Genomic DNA, 19,010 nt, shown 5'->3' with positions numbered 1-19,010 from the left:
TACCCCAAAGTCGAATGCAAGCGTACGGCGTTGTATAATTCGCGCCGACCACACTCGACGCTCGAGTACGTCAGCCGCATGACGTTCGAGAAAAACTGGTTCGCCGCCCAAGAGGGGCGAGCCGCGCAAATCTCTCAGCTATGGGATTCGCCAAACAGGGGCAAGGTCATGATTCAATCAGCCACTGCCCGGCCGGCGGTCATGTTTGCCAGGTCTGAGCGCCCTCAATCCGTCTCTTCTCGCGAACGCTTCGTCTTCATGCCCGCATAAGGCATCCCGCACTATTTGGTGCACTCATCAGTACGATGATCAATTTCAGCGTTCTGCTAGGTTTGCTTTGTCGCCGACTCACCGAATATCTCCGTCCACGCCTCTTCCGCAACCTGTTTAGCGCATCGTTCATACTCCTGAACACGCTCGATGTTTTTCGCCAATCTCGCATGACAGAAATGAAAATACTCGGGAATATCGGGCTTGAACCGCCTGATATCTAAGCGACAGCTCATGTCGATGACAGATAGGGGATGTACCAAGGAAATCCCCAGTCCCGCCGAGACGAATTCACACAGAGTGGGCGTAGTTTCGCTTTCTAACACGACGTTGAGGTCGACGCCGTAGGAACGGATAGCGTCATTGAAAGCACTGGTCGTCCGGTTATCTGCCGCATATCCGATAAAAGGGATTCCCTCAATATGCTCGGGGGTGATAAATTCAAGTTGGCTCAGCGGGTGTCCTTTTGGCATGATGCAAACTAACGGGCTCTCCATGATAGGCGTCACCACCGAATTTGGGCTGCTCATCAAGCTCGTTGTGAATCCAACGTCCATCTGACGCGTGGCGACGCGATCCGACACAATGTTGGACGCTCGCATATGGATCGTCGGACGAACGTCTGGACACCGAGAGAGGAACATCATCGTCGCCCGCCTGATGAATGATCCGGATAATTCCGGAAGCACTCCGATAGCAAAGTGACTCATGTCCTTCCGCCGGATGATTGCGATCGCCTCTTCAATCTGTCTTAGACCCGCAAATACTCGATCGACTTCGCCGTACAAGCGCATGCCTTGTGCCGTCGCAGTTAGTCGGCCTTTAACTCGTTCGAACAGTAGAAGACCTGTCTCCTCCTCAAGGTGGACTAGCAGTTTGCTCACGGCAGGTTGGGTCACGTGAAGAACCTCGGCCGCTCGACTCACCGTGCCTTGCTCGATGAGAGCTTTAAATGCCTCTATCTGCCGTAGTTGAAGTTGTCTTTTCATATGCCGCTGCTTTTTCTAATGTCATTCCTAGACTAGGAAAATGCTGATTAATGTGCCGCCCGTTCGGCATGCAGAAGTTCTGACGGTCGCAGCGTTTACCCAGCACCGCTGAGCGTCCCTGCTAGCAGTCACTTCCATATGCAACCCATTTTCAGCTCCTTGGATGCCGGGTAGACAATGCAACTCGCTCGCTGTATGCAACGGTAGCCACAGCTTGCGGACGATCCTCAACAAGCGGAGACATTTTTGTCATTTCTTACATCGATGACTGATGAGTTTCCGAACTACGCGGGCTACAAAAATACCGTTCTTAAACGAACTGGATCTCCGACAAGCTTTCCGTCAAACCACGCATGTCGCCTCGTCTGGCGTCCGAAATGGCCCCGACCACAATGTTCTGCTGCTCGGGAGTGGCAACGAAACGCGTGGCCTGTCGAAACTTATCCTCGAGTTTATCCCACGGAAGACCGTTATCCTTCGGGAAGGTTACAGGTGAAACAAAGCGCTGATCCCCGCATGTGACCGTGACACGGGCCGGCAGCATGCCGCTTTCCGCATAGATCTTGTCCAGCTCCGGACTTAGCGAAAGTTCCACCTTGTGTGAAAGCGCAGTGACAGAGGGATTGTTTAGGACATCGCCAGTCAGTGGCAACAGAGCCTCGTGACCGTAGTGCGCGACCAACGCGAGACAGTATGGATGACTATACTGAACATCCATTATATCTCGAGGTTCTTTCCAGTTCGAAATGCGTAAGGCCGGCCCGTATGTTTCGACCTCAATCCTGTCGATATTTCGACCCACTAACCGATGTTCATTGATCAGCTCGATTAATGCATCAAGCGCACCGTGTAGATGCCTGCAACAGCAATACGGCTTAAAGCCCGTCGTGCGAATGTACTGGTAAGAACCGAGGTCTAGATCGTTCGGAAAATTGTAGTAACGCGTTGCGTCCAAGATATTGCGGGCGCCGTGAAATCCGTTCTGCGCTGATGCAAGCGACTCCAAGCCGGTCACGACAGCCCACGTGATGCCTTCCTTGACATGGTTTGGCTCGGGATGCGGTTTTCGGGGAGCGGGAGCGCTCGCCAACGACTGATTGGGTGCACTTTCCCCAGCAATCGCCAAAGCGTGTTCAATCACCTCGCGGGAGGACCGGCGAAGCGCCGCAGCCGTTGCGACGACCGCATAAGGCGCCCACGTACCACTACTTCCGTAGGCGCGCGCAGCGCTAATCGCTGTACCCACTTCATAACCGATGACAATCGCATTTAATAGCTCTCCAAAGGTAGCTTTCGTCTCTTTGGCAACGGCAATGGCTGTTGGAATGACGGCGGCTCCAGGATGGCCCCGAGATGCCGGCGTGTCATCGTCGAGGTCTAGCGCAGAACCGGCGGCACTGTTTGCCCAAGCAGCTCCAATGACGGAACTGGTCTCTCCCGTGAACCAAATAGGAATGTCGCCAGGAGGTCGCGTTTCGTGAGCCGTCTTTCGGATCGCAAGGGCCGCCGCCTGCCCAACTCCAGCGCCAACAGCACTGAGCAGATCCAGGATACATTTGAGCGCAAATTCCAGAGACTCTTCTGGAGCTCGATTTTCCCGCGCCTCCACGATATAAGCGGAAAATTTTCGGACGATCCCGCCTTGGGGATAACGCTCGTCCTCGATTACATTAGTCGTCATGGTGCCTCGATAACATCAATTGAACATTTCGAACTTGATAGTTGGCTGCAAGTGACACTTTAATGCGCAACACCGCGATGTCCACCCACGATCCCGTTTTGCTGTCGGCCTGCCATAATCGACGCAGCCGGGCACTCTTCAAACATCAAGCCGTCGGCCGTGAGAAAAAAGCCGTACACAAGGGCCAACTACCTTCGTGTACCCGGACGGAGCCGCCCGTAACGGGACAATGTCGGTTCGTGCCGTCAGGCCACTTCTATGTCGTCGAACTGTTGATGCGTTCATGGACGACGGACACCGTACCGAAGTGCTTAATGCATGGCCGCTGCAGCAGAAGATCCGAACGTGCCGCGATCGCGTCTCTTCGGACTAATCCGCCTTTCGATCATGAATATAACTCTGCTGATAAGAAAGTTCATGCTGAGATATATGCAGCCAGCTATCAGAAATACCTCTAGGGGGCGGTAGCTTTCAGAGATGATTTGCTTAGCCACTCCTGTCACTTCGACTATGGTGATTGTCGACGCAAGTGACGTTGACTTGATCATAATCATAAGTTCACTTCCATAAGCTGGGAGTGCTTGCCGCATTGCAATCGGGAAGACAATTCTGCGGAATAAAAGGACGCTCGACATGCCAATTGACCGCGCCGCTTCAATTTGTCCCCATGGTACTGACTGAACACCACCACGAATGATTTCGCTGGTGTATGCCGCAGTGTTCAGCGACAGAGCTAAAATCGCACAAAACCATGCATCGCGAAATAGCGCCCACAGGCCGAGGTGTTCCAAGACAATTCTAAACTGCCCCGATCCGTAATAAATCAGGAACATTTGCACCAGAAGCGGCGTGGACCGCACTACGTATACGTAACCATAACCGAGAGAAGCCAAAATTCTACTGTGTGAAAGCCGAGCCAATGCAACTGGGACCGCAAGCAGGAAACCAACAAAAAGCGACACGGAAGCCAATGCGACGGTCGCAGGAACCGCCGCAAGAAGCTTGGGAAACGACTCATATATCAGCTGAAAATCCATCACCGACTCCTTACGCCGCGGTTAGCCCACTTCTCTGCTCTCAGAAATCCCTGGTTAGAAATCGAAGAAAGCAAAAGGAAAATCACGAAGGCGACCAGATAAAACGTAAACGGTTCTTTGAAAGATCCAGCTCCGATGGCAGCTGTGCGCATGATTTCAACCAACCCAACAACGGAAATGAGCGAGGTATCCTTTAACGCCAGTTGCCAGACATTCCCCAGACCGGGCAAGGCGAATCTCGCGGCCTGTGGGATAAGAATCCGACGAAGTAGCACTGCCCGCTCCAATCCCATTGCCACTGCCGCTTCAATTTGTCCTGTTGGAATGGCTATGACCGCGGCCCGTATGACCTCTGTCGCATAGGCGCCGGCACTGATGCCGATGCAGAGCACACCGACTGCAAACACGGGCAGTTCTATATAACCTTCGAAGCCGAAAACAGCGTTCGCGACATAGCGGAGCAACGTATCCCCACCAAAGAACACCAGAAAAATTATCAGCAACTCGGGAATTCCGCGTACGACCGTCGTATAGACGTCAGCTAGAAAACGCAGCAAACTGAAGCGAGAGAGTTTTGCCGCGGCAAAAACCGAGCCGAGCAAAATGCCGACGGGAAATGAACACACCGCGACGGCGACGGTCATAAGGGTGCCACGCGCAAATTCATCAACCCACGCTGTGCTTCCCCATGCGAGCACTGAAATATTCACTTTCATTCCCCATCAAATTGAGTTCGGCTATGCATAAACGACCGTATTCACTTACCTATTCCTTCGGCGAATTGTCGAAGCCGAACCACTTGATGGCAAGTCTGCGCAGGCTGCCATCCGAAATTGCTTCCCCGATCGCCTTGTCGAACATCGCACGTAGTTGATCGTCATTTTTGCGAAATCCAGCGGCCACTCGGCTGCCGAACGGCCCGTTCGTCATACTAGGGCCAAATGTCCGCAGGTTCTTGCCGTCGGGCTTGTCCATCAACGGCTTGAGGAAATTGAACGAAACCATTCCCGCATCAATTCTCCCCGCCGTCAAGTCGAGCATCATGTTATCCGTGGTGTCATATGTCGAAACTCTCACGGTCGGCATGAACTTCTTCATGAATGTCTCGAAGTTGCTGCCCACCTGTACCCCAACGGTTTTTCCCTTTAGAGCGGAGGTGATTTTTTTTATCGCTGACTCCTCATCAGCATCAAATTTGTCCAAATTCAGATTTGATGGCGATATTTTGAGGGCGGTTAGATCGCTCGCCGATGTGGTGACGAAAACCATCGGAGTGGTTACGTACGGCCTGGAAAATGAGATAACCTTTTCTCGGGCGGGTGTGATCCCTATTGCAGCCATAATTGAATCGAACCGACCGGACAAGAGAGAGGGAATTAGGCTGTCATAGGCCTGATCGACGATTTCGCAGTGCAATCCCATCCGTCGGCACAAGTCGCTAGCTACATCGATCTCAAAGCCAACCATCTTGCCGCTCTTGTCCTTGAAGGCATACGGAGCATACGAAGCTTCGGTACCAATCGTGATTCTCTTGTACTCCTTGGCCATAACAGGGTCGCTGAGCATCAATGCAGCAGACAGCATTCCAATAAGCAGGCCGATTTTTAGGAACTTCATGAGCATCTCCTGGACTATGTCCTATCTTCTTCGTTTTACGATTCTCGGAATTTCAATATCGCGTTTTAAGTCAGTCAAAGTACACGCGAGAGAAATTCACGACATCTCGGCGATGCTGGATTTTTGAAAACCTCTTCTGGCGTCCCTTCTTCCTCAATGCGTCCCCTTTCAAGAAAGATCATCTTGTTGGAGACATCACGAGCAAAACCCATCTCATGAGTCACGACTATCATCGTGCGCCCCTCTTCCGCCAACTTCCTGATGACTTTTAGCACTTCTCCCACTAATTCGGGATCGAGTGCGGAGGTCGGCTCGTCGAAAAGGAGCGCAGCCGGTTGCATCGCGAGCGCACGCGCGATGCTTACTCGTTGCTGCTGCCCACCAGACAACTCGGATGGGTAACACGCGTGCTTGTCCGCAACGCCAACTTTCCCAAGGAAATCCATTGCCCTATCGCGCGCTTCGTTCTTTGGCAGCTTCAGCACATGGAATGGCCCTTCCATCACATTTTGCAGCACGGTCATATGGGACCACAAATTGAAGCCCTGGAAGACCATACCGAGTTGCGTGCGCATCTGGTCAACTTTCTTGCGATCCATCCCGACGACGCGACCGGTTGCGTCGGTGTCCACGCTGATCTCCCGCTGCCCCACCGCGATGCGGCCTTTGGTAGGGACCTCAAGGAGATTCATGCACCGCAAAAACGTACTTTTTCCCGACCCAGAACTGCCAATTAACGAGATCACGTCGCCCCGCTCAGCCTGAAGCGAGACCCCTTTGAGCACTTCGTGAACGCCGTAACTTTTGTATATGCCATCGGCTACGAGAGCCGGTGTTTTATGGCCCACCATGCCGATCGTGGTCCCGCCCGCCTCTGGGGTCATTGACAAGGCGTAACTCGCAGATTGGTACGCCGATCGAAGTGCATTAACCACCTTCATCTCATCTCCTCATGACTGAACATCTCAGGTTTGACATTTACGTCAACCTGAGAAGGATTATCGTTATAGATATTCATTAAACGTTGTACTGCCTTGCGCTTTCGGACCTGCAATGAACGCGATGTAAGCGCCAAGCACACTCGACGGACGAAAAAAGGCGGCCGCCGGTCGTTCGCTCGATTTACGCCCGTCTTAGCGCCCAGCGATTGCGGATAAGCTCAGAATACGTATGCCCAAATTGGGTGTCAAAGTCGAGTTGAGACACGATGGTATTCCTCCGGGTTATACCTTCCTTGCGTTACATCGGGCACGTTTGCGGGTCGCACGAGCGCATGTTGAGGTTGCGCCCCAGACTTCGGTCGCGTGCCCGTTCTGGATTTGGCACAATTTGCACCGCGTACGCAATCCGAGCATTCTGATGTCAAGGAGACCGCCGCACCCTTCGAAAATGGCCGTCCCCAGGCGCCAACACATCACAGAACCTTCCGTGATCGAGCCCCTTTTACTCTTCGATCCAATTTAACGATCGCTTGAGGGTCGAAATTGTTCCAAGGTTTTCGTTTGCCTTCGGCCGATCAGCAGGGCGCCCGCAATTTGACTACCAATGTCATAAGCGACCAATGATCTCTTGACGGGCGAGGTAGGCGCTGGCTTGCCTCGGGCTGCAAGCGATGCGGCAATAACGCGGCGATGGGCTGGCCCTCGTGGGCAGGCGCGTGAGGATGTCCTTGAAATTGCGTGCGGGTCTTGCCTATTGAGTTGCGCGAAGCGTAGTAAGCCACCGGCCGATACGCGCGTCTTCGCCGGCGGCAAAGCGCATGAAGCTCGCACGGCTGTAGCCGAGGCGGCATACCAGTTGCCCCCGATATGTCCCTCTAATGTAAATACACCCGGTGCGTAGTCGAGCTTCTCCCGGATGTCCTCGCCGATTCGCACGCATTTCATCACCGAAACGGTGATGAGGCTAACCTCAATCCTTGAAGTTATCCCCCCCAAAAATCATATTTTAGAGCTTCTTAGGCATTGGCACGCGCAATACTATTTGCGTACGAAGTACTCATACAGGCCTTTAACGGCTCCAAGTCGGCTTTTGAGCGCAGTTCTTCAACCGCGGCGAGCAGTTGCTCCTGCTGCGCAACAGTGGCGTGAAGCCGCGTCGCCGCAACGTACTTTGCCTTGAGTTCTTCCCAAGAGAGGGAGTCACCGGCTTCGCCGCGTGGCTCGGTAACCTCCGATACATACAGACGTCCCCCGCACACGATTGTGACTCGCGCGAGTGTTCTGGCAGGGAATTGTTTATCAATTTCGGCGTCGACCGTTAGCGAGACCTTGTTGGCGAGTGCGCTTACTCCCTCGTAAGTTAAGCAGTCTATCGTGAGGGGCAAAAGCGACTCTCGTCCCGCGAGGGCGGCGAGGGCCACGCAATAAGGGATGCTGTACTGAACGTCAACAAGGGTAGCTGGGCAGGTCTGATTCGCGATGCGCAGCGCCCCGCCGTACGTCTCGATGTCGATCGCCTCAATCGCCTTCGCGTCGAGTCGATATTGCTCGATCAGCCTCAGGGTGGCTTCCAAGGGCGGGTGAACGTGCCGACAGCAGCAATAGAGCTTGTAGTAGGCATTGCAGATATGCAGAGACTCCCCGAGGGGCGATACGTCGGCAAACCTATAGAGCAGACCGCTGTCAAGTATGTTCCGGGGACCGGTGAACCCGCCTTCTGCGAGATCGAGCGCGAGCATCCCGGTCACTACGGACCATGGTATGCCCTCCTTAATGTCGCTGCTCTCCGGTGTTGGGAAGGAGAGCGGTGGCGCGCTCATGAACAACGAATTGGGCGCGCTTTCGCCTGCGATAGCCAACGCATGCTCGACTACACTACACGAGGCACACCTCAAGGCCGCGGCTGTTGCGACAACTGCGTAGGATGACCACGTACCTGTCGTACCGTATGTTGTACGGGCCGCAGCGATTGATACGCCGACTTCATAACCGATGACGATTGACGCGATCAAATCCTCCAGCCCGGCTCCCATTTCAGCCGCAACCGCAAAGGCCACCGGAATGACCGCCGCGCCCGGGTGCCCGCGCGCGCGTCGATGCCCGTCGTCGAGATCTAGCATCGACGCAGCCGCGCTATTCGCCCACGCAGCACCGACGACCGAACTGCCCGTTCCCGTGAACCACATCGGTATATCGCCCGATCCCAGATATTTACATGCTGTCGCGCGAATTGCGACAGCACCTGGCTCGCTAGCCCCTGCCCCCACCGCGCATAAGAGGTCGAGGATGCGTTTTAGCGCAGATTCCCTGGCAACCCCGGACACCCGCCTACCGCGAGCTTCGACGACATAAGATGCAATACGATGAATCGTGCTTTGCTGCAGAGAAAGCTCGTCATCAGGCGGGGGATTGTTCATGACGTTCCAGAATTATGTGACCGACCAAACGTGCGTAACGCACAAATCTATGTTCAAAATGATTGCACCGCGCGCGACCGCCCAGGGATCCGATGGAAGTCCCTGATTGTCGCCACGGATACGACGGACAAGTCGCAACGTCCGTCTCCAAGGGGACTCGAAGCTTTGTCAATGAGCATGCGAGTACTTGCCGTGAAAAATCGGAATGCCGCTTTTCGCAAGTAACCCGAACCCGACCACCTCTGGCAACATCTACGCCGATCTGCGACGCCCGACCGTCCTTAGTAACAATTGTGCGCTGATGCTACTGCCAACCCTCCCGACGCTCACTAGAGTGACGAGACATGTTAGGCGCGTCTCGTCGAAAAATCAAAGTCTGATTTTCAAACGTCAACATTCCAGAAGGTTATAGCGCTGCATTGTTTTATCCCGAGCATTTAACGAAATGCAGGGTCTATTGGCGACTACATCGTCTCTGCATAAACGCCAGAAACAGACGGGGATATGTCGTTGCACAATGACCGGATCTGGGCGCGAAAGGAAAAGAGCTGGACCATACGCGGAACATCACACTACGGGCAGGATCCGCTTTTGTCCGGGACCGAAGCCCCTATCCACGCGCCGCGTACCGAATGATGCACTGCGCTCGACGTCCAGCGCGGGAGCTCACGCAGCTGCAGACGTTGCTGAAACGATGAAGAAAATGGCCTGGAGCAAAGGTGCGAAGTGAACCGCCTGAGCTGCTCGCTTCCCTAAAGGCAACTTCGCACCCATAACCTCCAAGAATACATCCACGATCAAACCGGACTTTGACACGAGATTTTTGCCTCTCTATTCTGAGCCCCATTAGCTTTGCTTCTCACTGGATAAGACGGAACGTGCCTTTTCTGCCGCAGTTTGATGCAGCCCAATAAAAGCCTTTACAAGGAAAAACGCTTGTCTTGCAACCGATAGTGTTTTCGCACGTAAGAGCATCGCATTGAGCACAAAAACCCACCACACTCAATGTAGTTTTTCAGCCTCTTTTGAATTCCCAGTGGGTGGCTTGGCGGGTCAAGGGCGGGCGTAAGCCCGGCGCAGCGAACCCTTGAGGCGCCCAGAATTGATACGCTGAGCCGGGGCTGGTTGCGGCAGAATGCGGCAACCAGCCATACAAGACAAAACAACGATGACGAATCAACTGTTCGAATCCGCTCTCGGTATATCCGCGCCTTGGTACGTGCAAGCCGTTGACTTTGATGCCGCTCAGCGTCAACTCACCATTGCCGTGGACTTTGTCGCGGGCAGCCGGTTTGCCTATACGGGAGTTGCCGGTGAGCACCCCGTGCACGACACGCAAATCAAACGTCTGCGTCACCTGAATTTCTTTCAACACGAGTGCTTCCTGGAGGTTCGGGTGCCGCGTGTGCGCTTGCCCGATGGCTCCGTACGGTTGGTCGAACCTGATTGGGTCGGTCAACTCAGCGGCTTCACGCTGCTGTTCGAGGCACTCGTACTGATGCTCGCCCAACAGATGCCGTTCGCCGCTGTCGCGCGTGCTGTCAACCTGTCGTGGCATCGGGTACATGCTATCTGTTCGCGCTATGTAGAGTTGGCACTCGCGGCGGCTGACCTGTCGGATGTGACGGCGGTGGCGATTGACGAAACTTCGTACCGGAGCGGTCATGAGTATCTGACGCTGGTCGCCGACATGCAGGCGCGCCGGGTCGTGTTCGTCACGACCGGCAAGGACGCCAGCACGATTGAACGCTTTGCGGCCTATCTGGGCGAACATGGTGGCACGCCCGAGCAGCTCGGCTCGGTCAGCATCGACATGTCGCCGGCTTTCATCAAGGGCGTCAATGAACATCTGCCCGATGCGCGGGTGACTTTCGACAAGTTTCACGTCGTCGCTCACGCGTCCAAAGCGCTCGACACAGTACGCCGGCAACAACAGAAGGTCGACCCGCAACTCAAAGGCATGCGCTGGACGCTGCTCAAAGACGCGGACAAATTGAATCTCGCCCAACTGACCGACCTCGAGGCGCTCGTCAGTCAGTACACCACCAGGCGTACGGCCCGGGCATGGCTGTACCGCGAGCAACTGCGCGACATTCTCGAACGCAAGCAAATCAATGTTGTGTCCGGGATGTTGCAGCAGTGGTGCACCAACGTCATGCGCTCGAAGGTCGAACCGATGAAGGACGTGGTGAGATTGATTCGCCGACATTTCGACGGAATCGTTGCCTGGACTCAGACGCGTCAGACCAACGGATTTATTGAGGCTATCAACGGCCTGTTTCAGGCCGCCAAGCGCAAAGCACGCGGATACGCTCGCTTCGAAACCATGCGCACGGTCCTCTTCCTCATCGCTGGAAAGCTCGACTTCTCACGTTTCAATGAAAACGCCCGCTGAGCCCCGTCACCCACTCCGTTTTCAAAAGAGCCGTTTTTCAGTTCGATGCTATCTCATATGCGAAGAACGTGTAGGTGACGTTTCGTTTGCCCTCTCCAAAAAGCGATGGGTTTTGGCGTGGCTGAGAAACTTAGTACATAACCGCCTAGGTCGTGCACGGCCAGTAAACTATTTCAAGGTATAAGGCACATGCAAGTGACAATCGTGGGAGCCGGCGCAATCGCTTTGGGTTATGCGGCATATCTCATACAGAATGGACATAAACCGAAAGTTTGGTCTCCATCGGGAGCCCGGACTGCAGACTTCGTTGCTGGACTTCCCCTTCACGTGAAGGGAGCGGTCGAGGGAGAGTTCTACTTAGAAGTCTGCGGGAAAGCGGAAGATGTTGGCGACGCCGATGTCATTATTTTGGCATTGCCGGCCTACGGATACCGATTCGTCCTCGACAGCATCATCCCTCATATCCGCGCACACCATAGCGTAATCATCAGCGCTCATCTTTCATTTGCCGCTCTCTACATTTCCCAGCGCCTTGCGGCGCGGGGGCTCGTCATCCCCATAGCAGCTTGGAGCACCACGGTGCTAACGTGCAAGACTCAGTCTGCGAGAGCTATCACGGTAGGCACGATCCGCGCCAAGGTCGACATGGCCGCATTTCCAACCCGCCACATCCACCGGATTCATACCACTTGCGTTTCACTCTTCGGAGACCGGTTCGCACTGAAGGACGACATGCTGACGCTGACGCTCAGCAACGTTAATCCGCAAGATCACATGGGTATTGCGCTAGCCAACTTGACCCGTATTGAGAAGGGCGAAAGCTGGAGCCAAAACTCCAATCTGACACCAACAGTCGGGAGGCTCCTTGAGGCTCTGGACCAAGAGAGACTTACCATCGCAGCAGCATTCGGAAAGTCAGTGAAAACGACCTTTGATCATTGCAGGCTGTCTTTTGGCGTGGTTGGTGACTCACTTTCGGCAATATCGGAGCAACTTGTCCGGCAAGGGAGTGATCCGCTCGGCCCGAGAGACATCGCCACACGCTACGTACTCGAAGACGTGCCGTTCGGGTTGGTACCGACGCTTCGACTCGCCGAGCTGGCTGGGGTGAGAGCACCCTTGCACGAGGGCGGCGTGGTAATTCTCGGCGCTTGTTACGGTCGGGACTTTGTGGCGGACAACGACATTCTTCCCGAGATTGGACCGCTTCAAATCGACACCCTCAAGAGGCTTGTGGTCGACGGTTATGCCGTTCCAACCTAGATGCCATTACATCCGGCGCGGCGCTCGATGGGCGTCCGAGTCCGACGCCACCGATGCAATAAAAGCAGAAGTACTATGCCGCAAATCCAGACTTGGAGTTTATGAGAAACCAAAATGAAGATTAAAACGCTACTAGTCACCCTGTGCGCAACGTCCATTCCATTTGCGGCATTCGCGTACGATGGAAAGGAACTTAAGTTCGGAGTCGACAGCGCTTACCCGCCATTTGAGTCGAAAACCCCGAGGGGCGAGCTCGTTGGATTTGACATCGATCTGGGTAATGCAATTTGCGCGAAGCTCAAGGTGAAGTGCGTCTGGGTTGAAAACTCGTTCGACGGCATGATTCCCGCGTTGCAGGCGCGCAAGTTCGACGCGATCAATTCGTCGATGTCGCAGACCGGGAAGCGCGCGAAGGCAATCGATTTCAGCGACAAGATATACGCCAACTTCGAAGCGCTGGTTGTAAGGGGCGGGTCGGCTCTGGTGGCAATGCCCGAATCGCTCAACGAAAAGCATATCGGAGTCTTGCAGGGAAGCACACAGGAAGCCTATGCACGGAAGCATTGGACGAATGGAGTTGACATTGTGCCCTACCCTTCGCAAGACCAGGTGTGGAATGACCTCGCGGGTGGGCGGCTCGATGCGGCGCTGGTTTCGGGGCCGACGGCTGAGTCGGGATTCCTGAATACTGCGCAGGGTCGTGATTTCGGTTTCGTGCGAGGTCCGGCCGTGCACGACGCCGCCATCTTCGGTCCCGGCGTCAGCATCGGTGTGAGAAAGCGTGACAGAGCCGTGCTCGAAGCAATCAACGGTGCGATCGACAGTCTCCGCAAGGACGGGACGTATGACCAAATTGCAAAGAAGTACTTCACGTTCGACATTTACGGCGGTTAATCGACGTCAACTGCCCAGCAGAACAGACCGCGTGCCCGACCCAGGGTTGCGCATAAAAAAGCATCGAGACACACAATATAAGGTTTGGAGACCTCAATGAAAATCAAACTTCTTGTAGTTTTCGTGATGTCAGCCGCCGCAGCTCCCGCAATGGCCCAAAGTACGATGACGCTCTACGGTCTGATCGATGAAGGAATCAACTATACGAATAACGTCGGTGGCGACAAGCTGTTCGAGCTCCAGAGCGGTACGGTCCAAGGGAGTCGTTGGGGCTTGAAGGGAGCGGAGGATCTCGGCGGTGGTCTCAAGGCAGTTTTCCAGTTGGAGAGCGGCTTTAATGTCAATAATGGTAAGCTCGGTCAGGGTGGCCTGATGTTTGGGCGACAGGCGTGGGTCGGCGTCGCATCCAACCAATACGGGACGGTTACTCTCGGTCGACAGTACGACTCCGTCGTCAACTATCTGGCTCAAACGACGGCGAATGGCACATGGGGCGGGGGCATGTTCTCCCATCCGTACGACAACGACAACACGGACAACACCTTCCGTGTCAACAATACTGTCAAGTACACAAGCCCCGAGATTGCTGGCTTTAAATTTGGCGGCACGTACAGCTTTAGCAACGACACCAACTTCGCCAACAATCGCGCGTACAGCATGGGCGTCCAATACGTCATAGGCGGCCTGCTGCTGGAAGCCGCCTATCTGCAGGCGAACAACCAGTCGTCCACCGCCGGTGGTGCAATCGGGAACAATCCCGCTGCGGATGAAAATTTTCTGGGGAACAAGCTGCGCATCTTCGGCGCGGGGGCAACCTACACGTTTGGTTCGGCCAACGTGGGCATCTCGTATTCGAATACCTTCGTCGCCAATCCGGTGTCTTCGGGATACGTCGGCAAGATTACGCCAGCCTCGGGCACGCTTTCCAACCTGCGTTACCAGAATTTCGAAATCAACGGCAAGTACCAGTTCACGCCAGCCTTCTTCGTCGGGGCGATGTATACGTACACCCTGAGCGGTTTCAACGCCACCACTGGAAAGCTAAAGCCGAATTACGAAACTGCGGGGCTGATGGCTGATTACTCACTGTCAAAGCGCACGGACGTCTATGTACAGAGTGCGTATCAGCACGTCGGTGGTGACCGTACTGGCAGCGCCCTCGACTTCGCCTTTGTCCCGGTGGCCGATGACGTATCGTCGAATCGCAATCAGGTGGTTGCACGCGTCGGCCTGCGTCATAAATTCTAAACCGGGCCAGATATCGCTCGATTGACGTTCGTCCACGTTCCGAGCGAACATGTTGGGCGGCGCCTTGCGCCAGCCCAGTTCCTACAGAAGCGGAGAGCGTCCTCACCAGCGCACCCACGTGCCGGCCCTCCGCGATGATCTCCTGCGAGTGATGTTTGCGCTTGCACATGTAGGCGCGCGTTCGTCGCATCAGCGCGTGCCTGCGTCGGCCCTTTCTTCGGCGCCCAACTGCCATAGGGTGATGAAACGGCTCAACCATATCCCGCCCCGCCTGACGATGCTGAAGCAAACTACGACTGGCAATTCAATAATACTGTTGCAGCCGGTATCGACTTAAACCAAGCGGCCTCCAGGATTCCGAAGGCGATCCAATTTACCCGATGGATCCGGTCACTTCTTAGTAGCCGAAGCTAACGGCAATCGGAAAGTCGCGCTATCTACGAATCGCAAAAGCTCCGCCTTCGACATGTGGTCTACACCGAGGCGCTTCAGATTACGGCCAGTTTGAAAATAGTTAACGCCGTTGATGGAAGAAGCGATTTCGATCACGGCTTTGATTGCCCGAGACTCTATGCCCACTCTGGCGCCGAGTTCGTACCACGGGACCAAGATATATGGAATATCCTCACATATATATCTATGTTGCATACGATCAGGCGTTTTGACCTTCGTGGAGTTATGAGTTTTGGATTGGAAAGCGAAATCGGAGAAGTTGGCACAATCTCCGCCGTAAAAGCCGATCATTTCCTCGAGGACTGTCGGCAGTCGAAAACCGAAAGCCTCTCCGATTTTCAATCGTTCATTGTCCAACGCCTCTATGACCCTTCCGACAGAGGGTGAGATCCCGTCACGATAGAAGAAAAAATCTCCTTTTGTGCTTTCTATCCATCCCGTATTTAAAATACCCCCGACAGGATGGATGACACCATTATTCGACTGCATTCCAATTGCGAAAATGTTATCCCACCACAAGAGCCTTTCCGGAAAGATTGCGGTGATTTGCGATAACTGTTTCTCATCCATGGCGTTCGAAAAAGCAGCAATCGGCAAACAATTCTTAATACCGGTGATCCGGACTTCGCCGTCCCTGACCGACGACGCATAGGGCGAGGAGTTTGTCTCTAGAACTGCCTGCGGGTTTAGCTCTCTTGAACCCATTGGGGAAAAAAAATTGGCATTATTGACTATGATGACATGTCGACTCAAATCGAAACCTTTTAGATCACCAATGAGATCGTCATGCGCGTATGCTGGAACAGCAATCACGAGAAAACGCGAGAAGTTTACGGCCTTATCCATATCAGTCGTTACAGTCGGATAAAACTCACCCGTGATAGCCATGCTAGCCAACAAGCGACCGTTCGCTCGGATCGCATCAATATTACGACGATGATCTGGATTCCCGTAAAGGAGAACCTCGAATCCACGACTAGCCAAGTCGGCCGCGAAAGCGCATCCACAATTTCCGGCGCCGATGATTGAAATTGGAAACCTTAATGACATGTCCTCTCCGCATAAACAAACAGAAATTTTCTGTGACGCCACCCAATATTGCGACGTCAGGCAAGGCTGAACGCCGATCAGTAGTTGTGCGCTAGCACGACGACGGCACGCAACGAACGTGCCACCGCGGAACGAGGCCACCTCTTTAAACGGCTCATATACCGGTTAATGTGGTGAGCAGAACAAGACGCGATTCCTCGTCCAGTGCAGATCATGTCGCGAACGTTACAAATCAAGCATCTTGAGTTAGATCTGTCCGAATCTCGACGTGCTTGTAAGGCGATGCGTATTAACCACCGCTGAACAATCATCTGCGCGGAAAGGTTATAAGGCCAAAACCGTGTTTTGGCACCCCACCCGGATCGCGTAGGTATGTTGGTGCGAGCTTCTTACAACACGAGTTCCGTGACGGATACATCTCAATGATCTTCAATTGGGCGCCCTAGTGCCGTAGGCCCGCGAACACCTCCAATAGAGCCACCCACTCTGTACGTAGGGGCGTCCATTCCATTTGTCGTCGCGTAGTAGCCGACGCTGCGCGACTGGGTCATCCGTCGTGAAGTGTTACAGACCCAATCGCGCGCCAGGACGGGACACGAAGGCACCGCTTGCGACAAACCGCGCGCCGTTTGTCGGGAATCCGACGTCGGCCATATCAGCCGAGGCAATTTCGCGAATGCGCCAAAAGTTCGTTCACCGGGGATTTCGAGCTTTCAGGCCGACATGGTGCGAAAGCTGCATGCAGACAGCTATCCGACCTGGGATATTTCGACAAACCGCGACGTCCCGTAACGCAGCTCAATTCCGTCCACACTGAAATGGTCCCGACAGTTAGCCGGTATGCGTCGTGTGGGCTTCGTTACCACACGCGATCGCGCTGGCACTCTTTTTTCGCTGGACTTTCGCAACATGAGAAAACTTATCGTGATGACGCGCACAACGAAATTCTGCCTTCTGCGGTATGTCGGTTTGAATTGTGTTACGTTAGGGAATCCTCATATAAGTCACGATTCTTTTGAGACATCGGAGCAGTCTGGCTACAAGTTGGCAACCGAAAATCGGCTTTTTCGCACACGATTTAGAAAGCTGCGCGGGATTGCGTTCATGTTCTACGCGATTCTGCTCTTTGCAATAAGCAATGCGGTTGCAAGGCTCATTCCGGCAAGATATCCGGCGAACGAGATGATGTTCTTTCGGATGCTATCCGGATTAATTCCCGCCGCGTTCGTGTTCGGGACTCGTCGCATTCAATGGAAGGAACTAACGATTTATCACTTAGGCGGTCATTTCATCAGAGCCGTCACAGGGCTTGCCGCAGTAGGATTTTTCATTGCCGGCGTGCCATATCTGCCTTTATCAACCGCTGTAACGCTGAAGGAGACAGAAGCAATCTTTGTCTGCTTTTTCGGCATCGTGTTATTGCGTGAGCGTTTTCGTCTACCTACGGCGATAGCGTCGATGTCCGGATTCGCGGGAGTCGCGGTGGCTACCTCACCATTTAGCGCCAATGGTGCGTCGCTGCGCGCAATGATTCTAATTCTGCTGAGTGCTATGTTTAGCGCCGGTTCAGTCATCCAAGTCAAGAGGCTCTCGCGAACTGACGAGCCAGCGACAATCGTCTTCTATTACACAATCATAGCGACGATTGTTAGCGGATTGTCACTTCCCGTCGCTTGGGTAACGCCGGATCTAGGGGATTTCGGGTACATGGTTCTATTTGGGCTGACTGCAGGTGTAGCGCAACTTCTGCTAACGATCGCAGTCGTTACTGTCGCCACCCCAATCGTCGCCTCATTTGGTTACCTCAGCATTGTATGGGCAATCATTTTCGACTATTTGATTTGGGGGGAGGTCATTTCTCTACAGGTAGCACTCGGAACGGTCATAATTATTGCAAGTGTGCTCTACCTGTCGTGTCGCGCCTAAATGATCCTTTGTGACAGAGCAATCTGCGCATGACCACGACCAGATACTGATATGACTTTCGCAGTCGAGTACCGCAAAGGAGACGACGCGAGCGACAGGACGCGCCGCTCAAGCTCGTCTTCTTCCAGATGTTCGACCGACGCCCAGCCCAGTCCTGCCGCTGTGGCAAGCTGAAGATACTGCGTGATCGTCCCCAGACCGACGCTGAGGGCGCCCTGCACGCTGGCGGTGCGTGAGATCGCATGCCCACTTCAGGCGGAGTACTTCCTTGATTTTGCGCATGGTTGTTCGATGAGCCGGCATCGTCGGTCGCTCCAAAAACGGAGCTACCTTAACGCCAGCGGATTGATCTATACGCTCGAGCGCAACGAGCAGATTTAGATCGAAACCCTTAAAACCCATTTCTCAACATATCCACGCTATAGATGCAAGGCATCAACGCAATCGATTTTACAAATCAATTTTTGTGTTGCACAGTAAAGCCTCTCGTTGCGGAAATTGGAATCGAAGTTGATTGATCGAATACTTCAAATTTATAAGTAGTACGACAATGTTTAGACGTGTCTCCATGATGACCATACTTTTAGATGTATCTCTCGACGCGCCACCTAAGCTTACCGGAACCGTGCCCGTCGCAGCCTTTCGGTTGGGACTATCGACCGTGGATCGGCCTACTGGCTCGATAATTGGACGAAACGGTCCGGAGCTGTGAAGGTCCTCAATTGCGTATTCGAGGCGCGCGACGAGTGCCACAGTCGCGCCGGACGTCGCGACGTCTACTTAACCTTTGACGACAGTACCAATTCCTTTTTCATACCGAATTTACTCG

General features: G+C 54.0%; 13 protein-coding genes. 5 read left to right on the top strand and 8 right to left on the bottom strand.

Going from position 1 to position 19,010, the window contains the following annotated elements; all coding sequences use genetic code 11:
- Positions 1–326: 326 nt before the first annotated feature.
- From OKW45_RS03285 to OKW45_RS03255, 7 genes are all read right to left on the bottom strand, one after another.
- Positions 327–1,259: a LysR substrate-binding domain-containing protein gene (locus OKW45_RS03285; RefSeq protein WP_184072381.1), complete on the bottom strand. Its 933-nt coding sequence runs from the start codon at positions 1,257–1,259 to the stop codon at positions 327–329.
- Between the two features lie 310 nt (positions 1,260–1,569).
- Positions 1,570–2,940, bottom strand: a complete 1,371-nt coding sequence (locus tag OKW45_RS03280) for an MmgE/PrpD family protein (RefSeq protein ID WP_429465909.1) — start codon at positions 2,938–2,940, stop codon at positions 1,570–1,572.
- Positions 2,941–3,251: 311 nt separating this feature from the next.
- Positions 3,252–3,977, bottom strand: a complete 726-nt coding sequence (locus OKW45_RS03275) for an ABC transporter permease (protein WP_187614243.1) — start codon at positions 3,975–3,977, stop codon at positions 3,252–3,254.
- Positions 3,977–4,693 carry an ABC transporter permease gene (locus tag OKW45_RS03270; RefSeq protein WP_222945121.1) on the bottom strand — a complete coding sequence of 239 codons (717 nt, stop codon included), beginning with the start codon at positions 4,691–4,693 and terminating at the stop codon, positions 3,977–3,979. The genes OKW45_RS03275 and OKW45_RS03270 overlap by 1 nt, the downstream gene beginning before the upstream one ends.
- A gap of 49 nt (positions 4,694–4,742) precedes the next feature.
- Positions 4,743–5,594: a transporter substrate-binding domain-containing protein gene (locus tag OKW45_RS03265; RefSeq protein WP_429465906.1), complete on the bottom strand. Its 852-nt coding sequence runs from the start codon at positions 5,592–5,594 to the stop codon at positions 4,743–4,745.
- A 74-nt stretch (positions 5,595–5,668) separates the two neighbouring features.
- A complete protein-coding gene (locus OKW45_RS03260; RefSeq protein ID WP_429469222.1) occupies positions 5,669–6,445 on the bottom strand; it encodes an ABC transporter ATP-binding protein in 777 nt (258 codons plus the stop codon).
- 1,106 nt (positions 6,446–7,551) lie between these two features.
- Positions 7,552–8,952 carry an MmgE/PrpD family protein gene (locus tag OKW45_RS03255; RefSeq protein ID WP_429465904.1) on the bottom strand — a complete coding sequence of 467 codons (1,401 nt, stop codon included), beginning with the start codon at positions 8,950–8,952 and terminating at the stop codon, positions 7,552–7,554.
- Positions 8,953–10,120: 1,168 nt separating this feature from the next.
- Here OKW45_RS03255 and OKW45_RS03250 point away from each other — a divergent pair.
- The 4 genes from OKW45_RS03250 to OKW45_RS03235 all read left to right on the top strand — a co-directional run bounded on the left by OKW45_RS03250 (position 10,121) and on the right by OKW45_RS03235 (position 14,752).
- Positions 10,121–11,347, top strand: coding sequence for an ISL3 family transposase (locus OKW45_RS03250; RefSeq protein ID WP_429465902.1), 1,227 nt, complete (start codon positions 10,121–10,123; stop codon positions 11,345–11,347).
- Positions 11,348–11,536: 189 nt separating this feature from the next.
- Positions 11,537–12,610, top strand: coding sequence for an NAD/NADP octopine/nopaline dehydrogenase family protein (locus OKW45_RS03245; protein ID WP_429465900.1), 1,074 nt, complete (start codon positions 11,537–11,539; stop codon positions 12,608–12,610).
- Between the two features lie 114 nt (positions 12,611–12,724).
- Complete coding sequence (locus tag OKW45_RS03240; protein WP_429465898.1) at positions 12,725–13,504, top strand: ABC transporter substrate-binding protein; 780 nt, start codon at positions 12,725–12,727, stop codon at positions 13,502–13,504.
- 96 nt (positions 13,505–13,600) lie between these two features.
- Entirely contained in the window at positions 13,601–14,752 is a 1,152-nt protein-coding gene (locus tag OKW45_RS03235) for a porin (RefSeq protein WP_429465896.1), read from the top strand.
- Between the two features lie 390 nt (positions 14,753–15,142).
- Here the strand turns inward: OKW45_RS03235 and OKW45_RS03230 are convergent, their stop codons facing one another.
- A complete protein-coding gene (locus OKW45_RS03230) occupies positions 15,143–16,255 on the bottom strand; it encodes an NAD/NADP octopine/nopaline dehydrogenase family protein (protein WP_429465894.1) in 1,113 nt (370 codons plus the stop codon).
- 1,044 nt (positions 16,256–17,299) lie between these two features.
- Here OKW45_RS03230 and OKW45_RS03225 point away from each other — a divergent pair.
- On the top strand, positions 17,300–18,181 hold the full coding sequence (locus OKW45_RS03225) for a DMT family transporter (protein WP_429469219.1): 882 nt from the start codon (positions 17,300–17,302) through the stop codon (positions 18,179–18,181).
- The last annotated feature ends 829 nt before the right edge of the window (positions 18,182–19,010 follow it).

Origin of the sequence: Paraburkholderia lebeckiae (assembly GCF_050436225.1) — a bacterium.
Classification (GTDB): domain Bacteria; phylum Pseudomonadota; class Gammaproteobacteria; order Burkholderiales; family Burkholderiaceae; genus Paraburkholderia; species Paraburkholderia tuberum.
This window is presented reverse-complemented; position numbering and strand designations above follow the sequence as displayed.

Coding starts and splice junctions, on each gene's coding strand:
- OKW45_RS03230 (WP_429465894.1), bottom strand. CDS start 16,255: ATGTCATTAAGGTTTCCAATTTCAATCATCGGCGCCGGAAATTGTGGA.
- OKW45_RS03285 (WP_184072381.1), bottom strand. CDS start 1,259: ATGAAAAGACAACTTCAACTACGGCAGATAGAGGCATTTAAAGCTCTC.
- OKW45_RS03280 (WP_429465909.1), bottom strand. CDS start 2,940: ATGACGACTAATGTAATCGAGGACGAGCGTTATCCCCAAGGCGGGATC.
- OKW45_RS03235 (WP_429465896.1), top strand. CDS start 13,601: ATGAAAATCAAACTTCTTGTAGTTTTCGTGATGTCAGCCGCCGCAGCT.
- OKW45_RS03250 (WP_429465902.1), top strand. CDS start 10,121: ATGACGAATCAACTGTTCGAATCCGCTCTCGGTATATCCGCGCCTTGG.
- OKW45_RS03240 (WP_429465898.1), top strand. CDS start 12,725: ATGAAGATTAAAACGCTACTAGTCACCCTGTGCGCAACGTCCATTCCA.
- OKW45_RS03260 (WP_429469222.1), bottom strand. CDS start 6,445: ATGGTGGGCCATAAAACACCGGCTCTCGTAGCCGATGGCATATACAAA.
- OKW45_RS03255 (WP_429465904.1), bottom strand. CDS start 8,952: ATGAACAATCCCCCGCCTGATGACGAGCTTTCTCTGCAGCAAAGCACG.
- OKW45_RS03265 (WP_429465906.1), bottom strand. CDS start 5,594: ATGAAGTTCCTAAAAATCGGCCTGCTTATTGGAATGCTGTCTGCTGCA.
- OKW45_RS03275 (WP_187614243.1), bottom strand. CDS start 3,977: ATGGATTTTCAGCTGATATATGAGTCGTTTCCCAAGCTTCTTGCGGCG.
- OKW45_RS03270 (WP_222945121.1), bottom strand. CDS start 4,693: ATGAAAGTGAATATTTCAGTGCTCGCATGGGGAAGCACAGCGTGGGTT.
- OKW45_RS03245 (WP_429465900.1), top strand. CDS start 11,537: ATGCAAGTGACAATCGTGGGAGCCGGCGCAATCGCTTTGGGTTATGCG.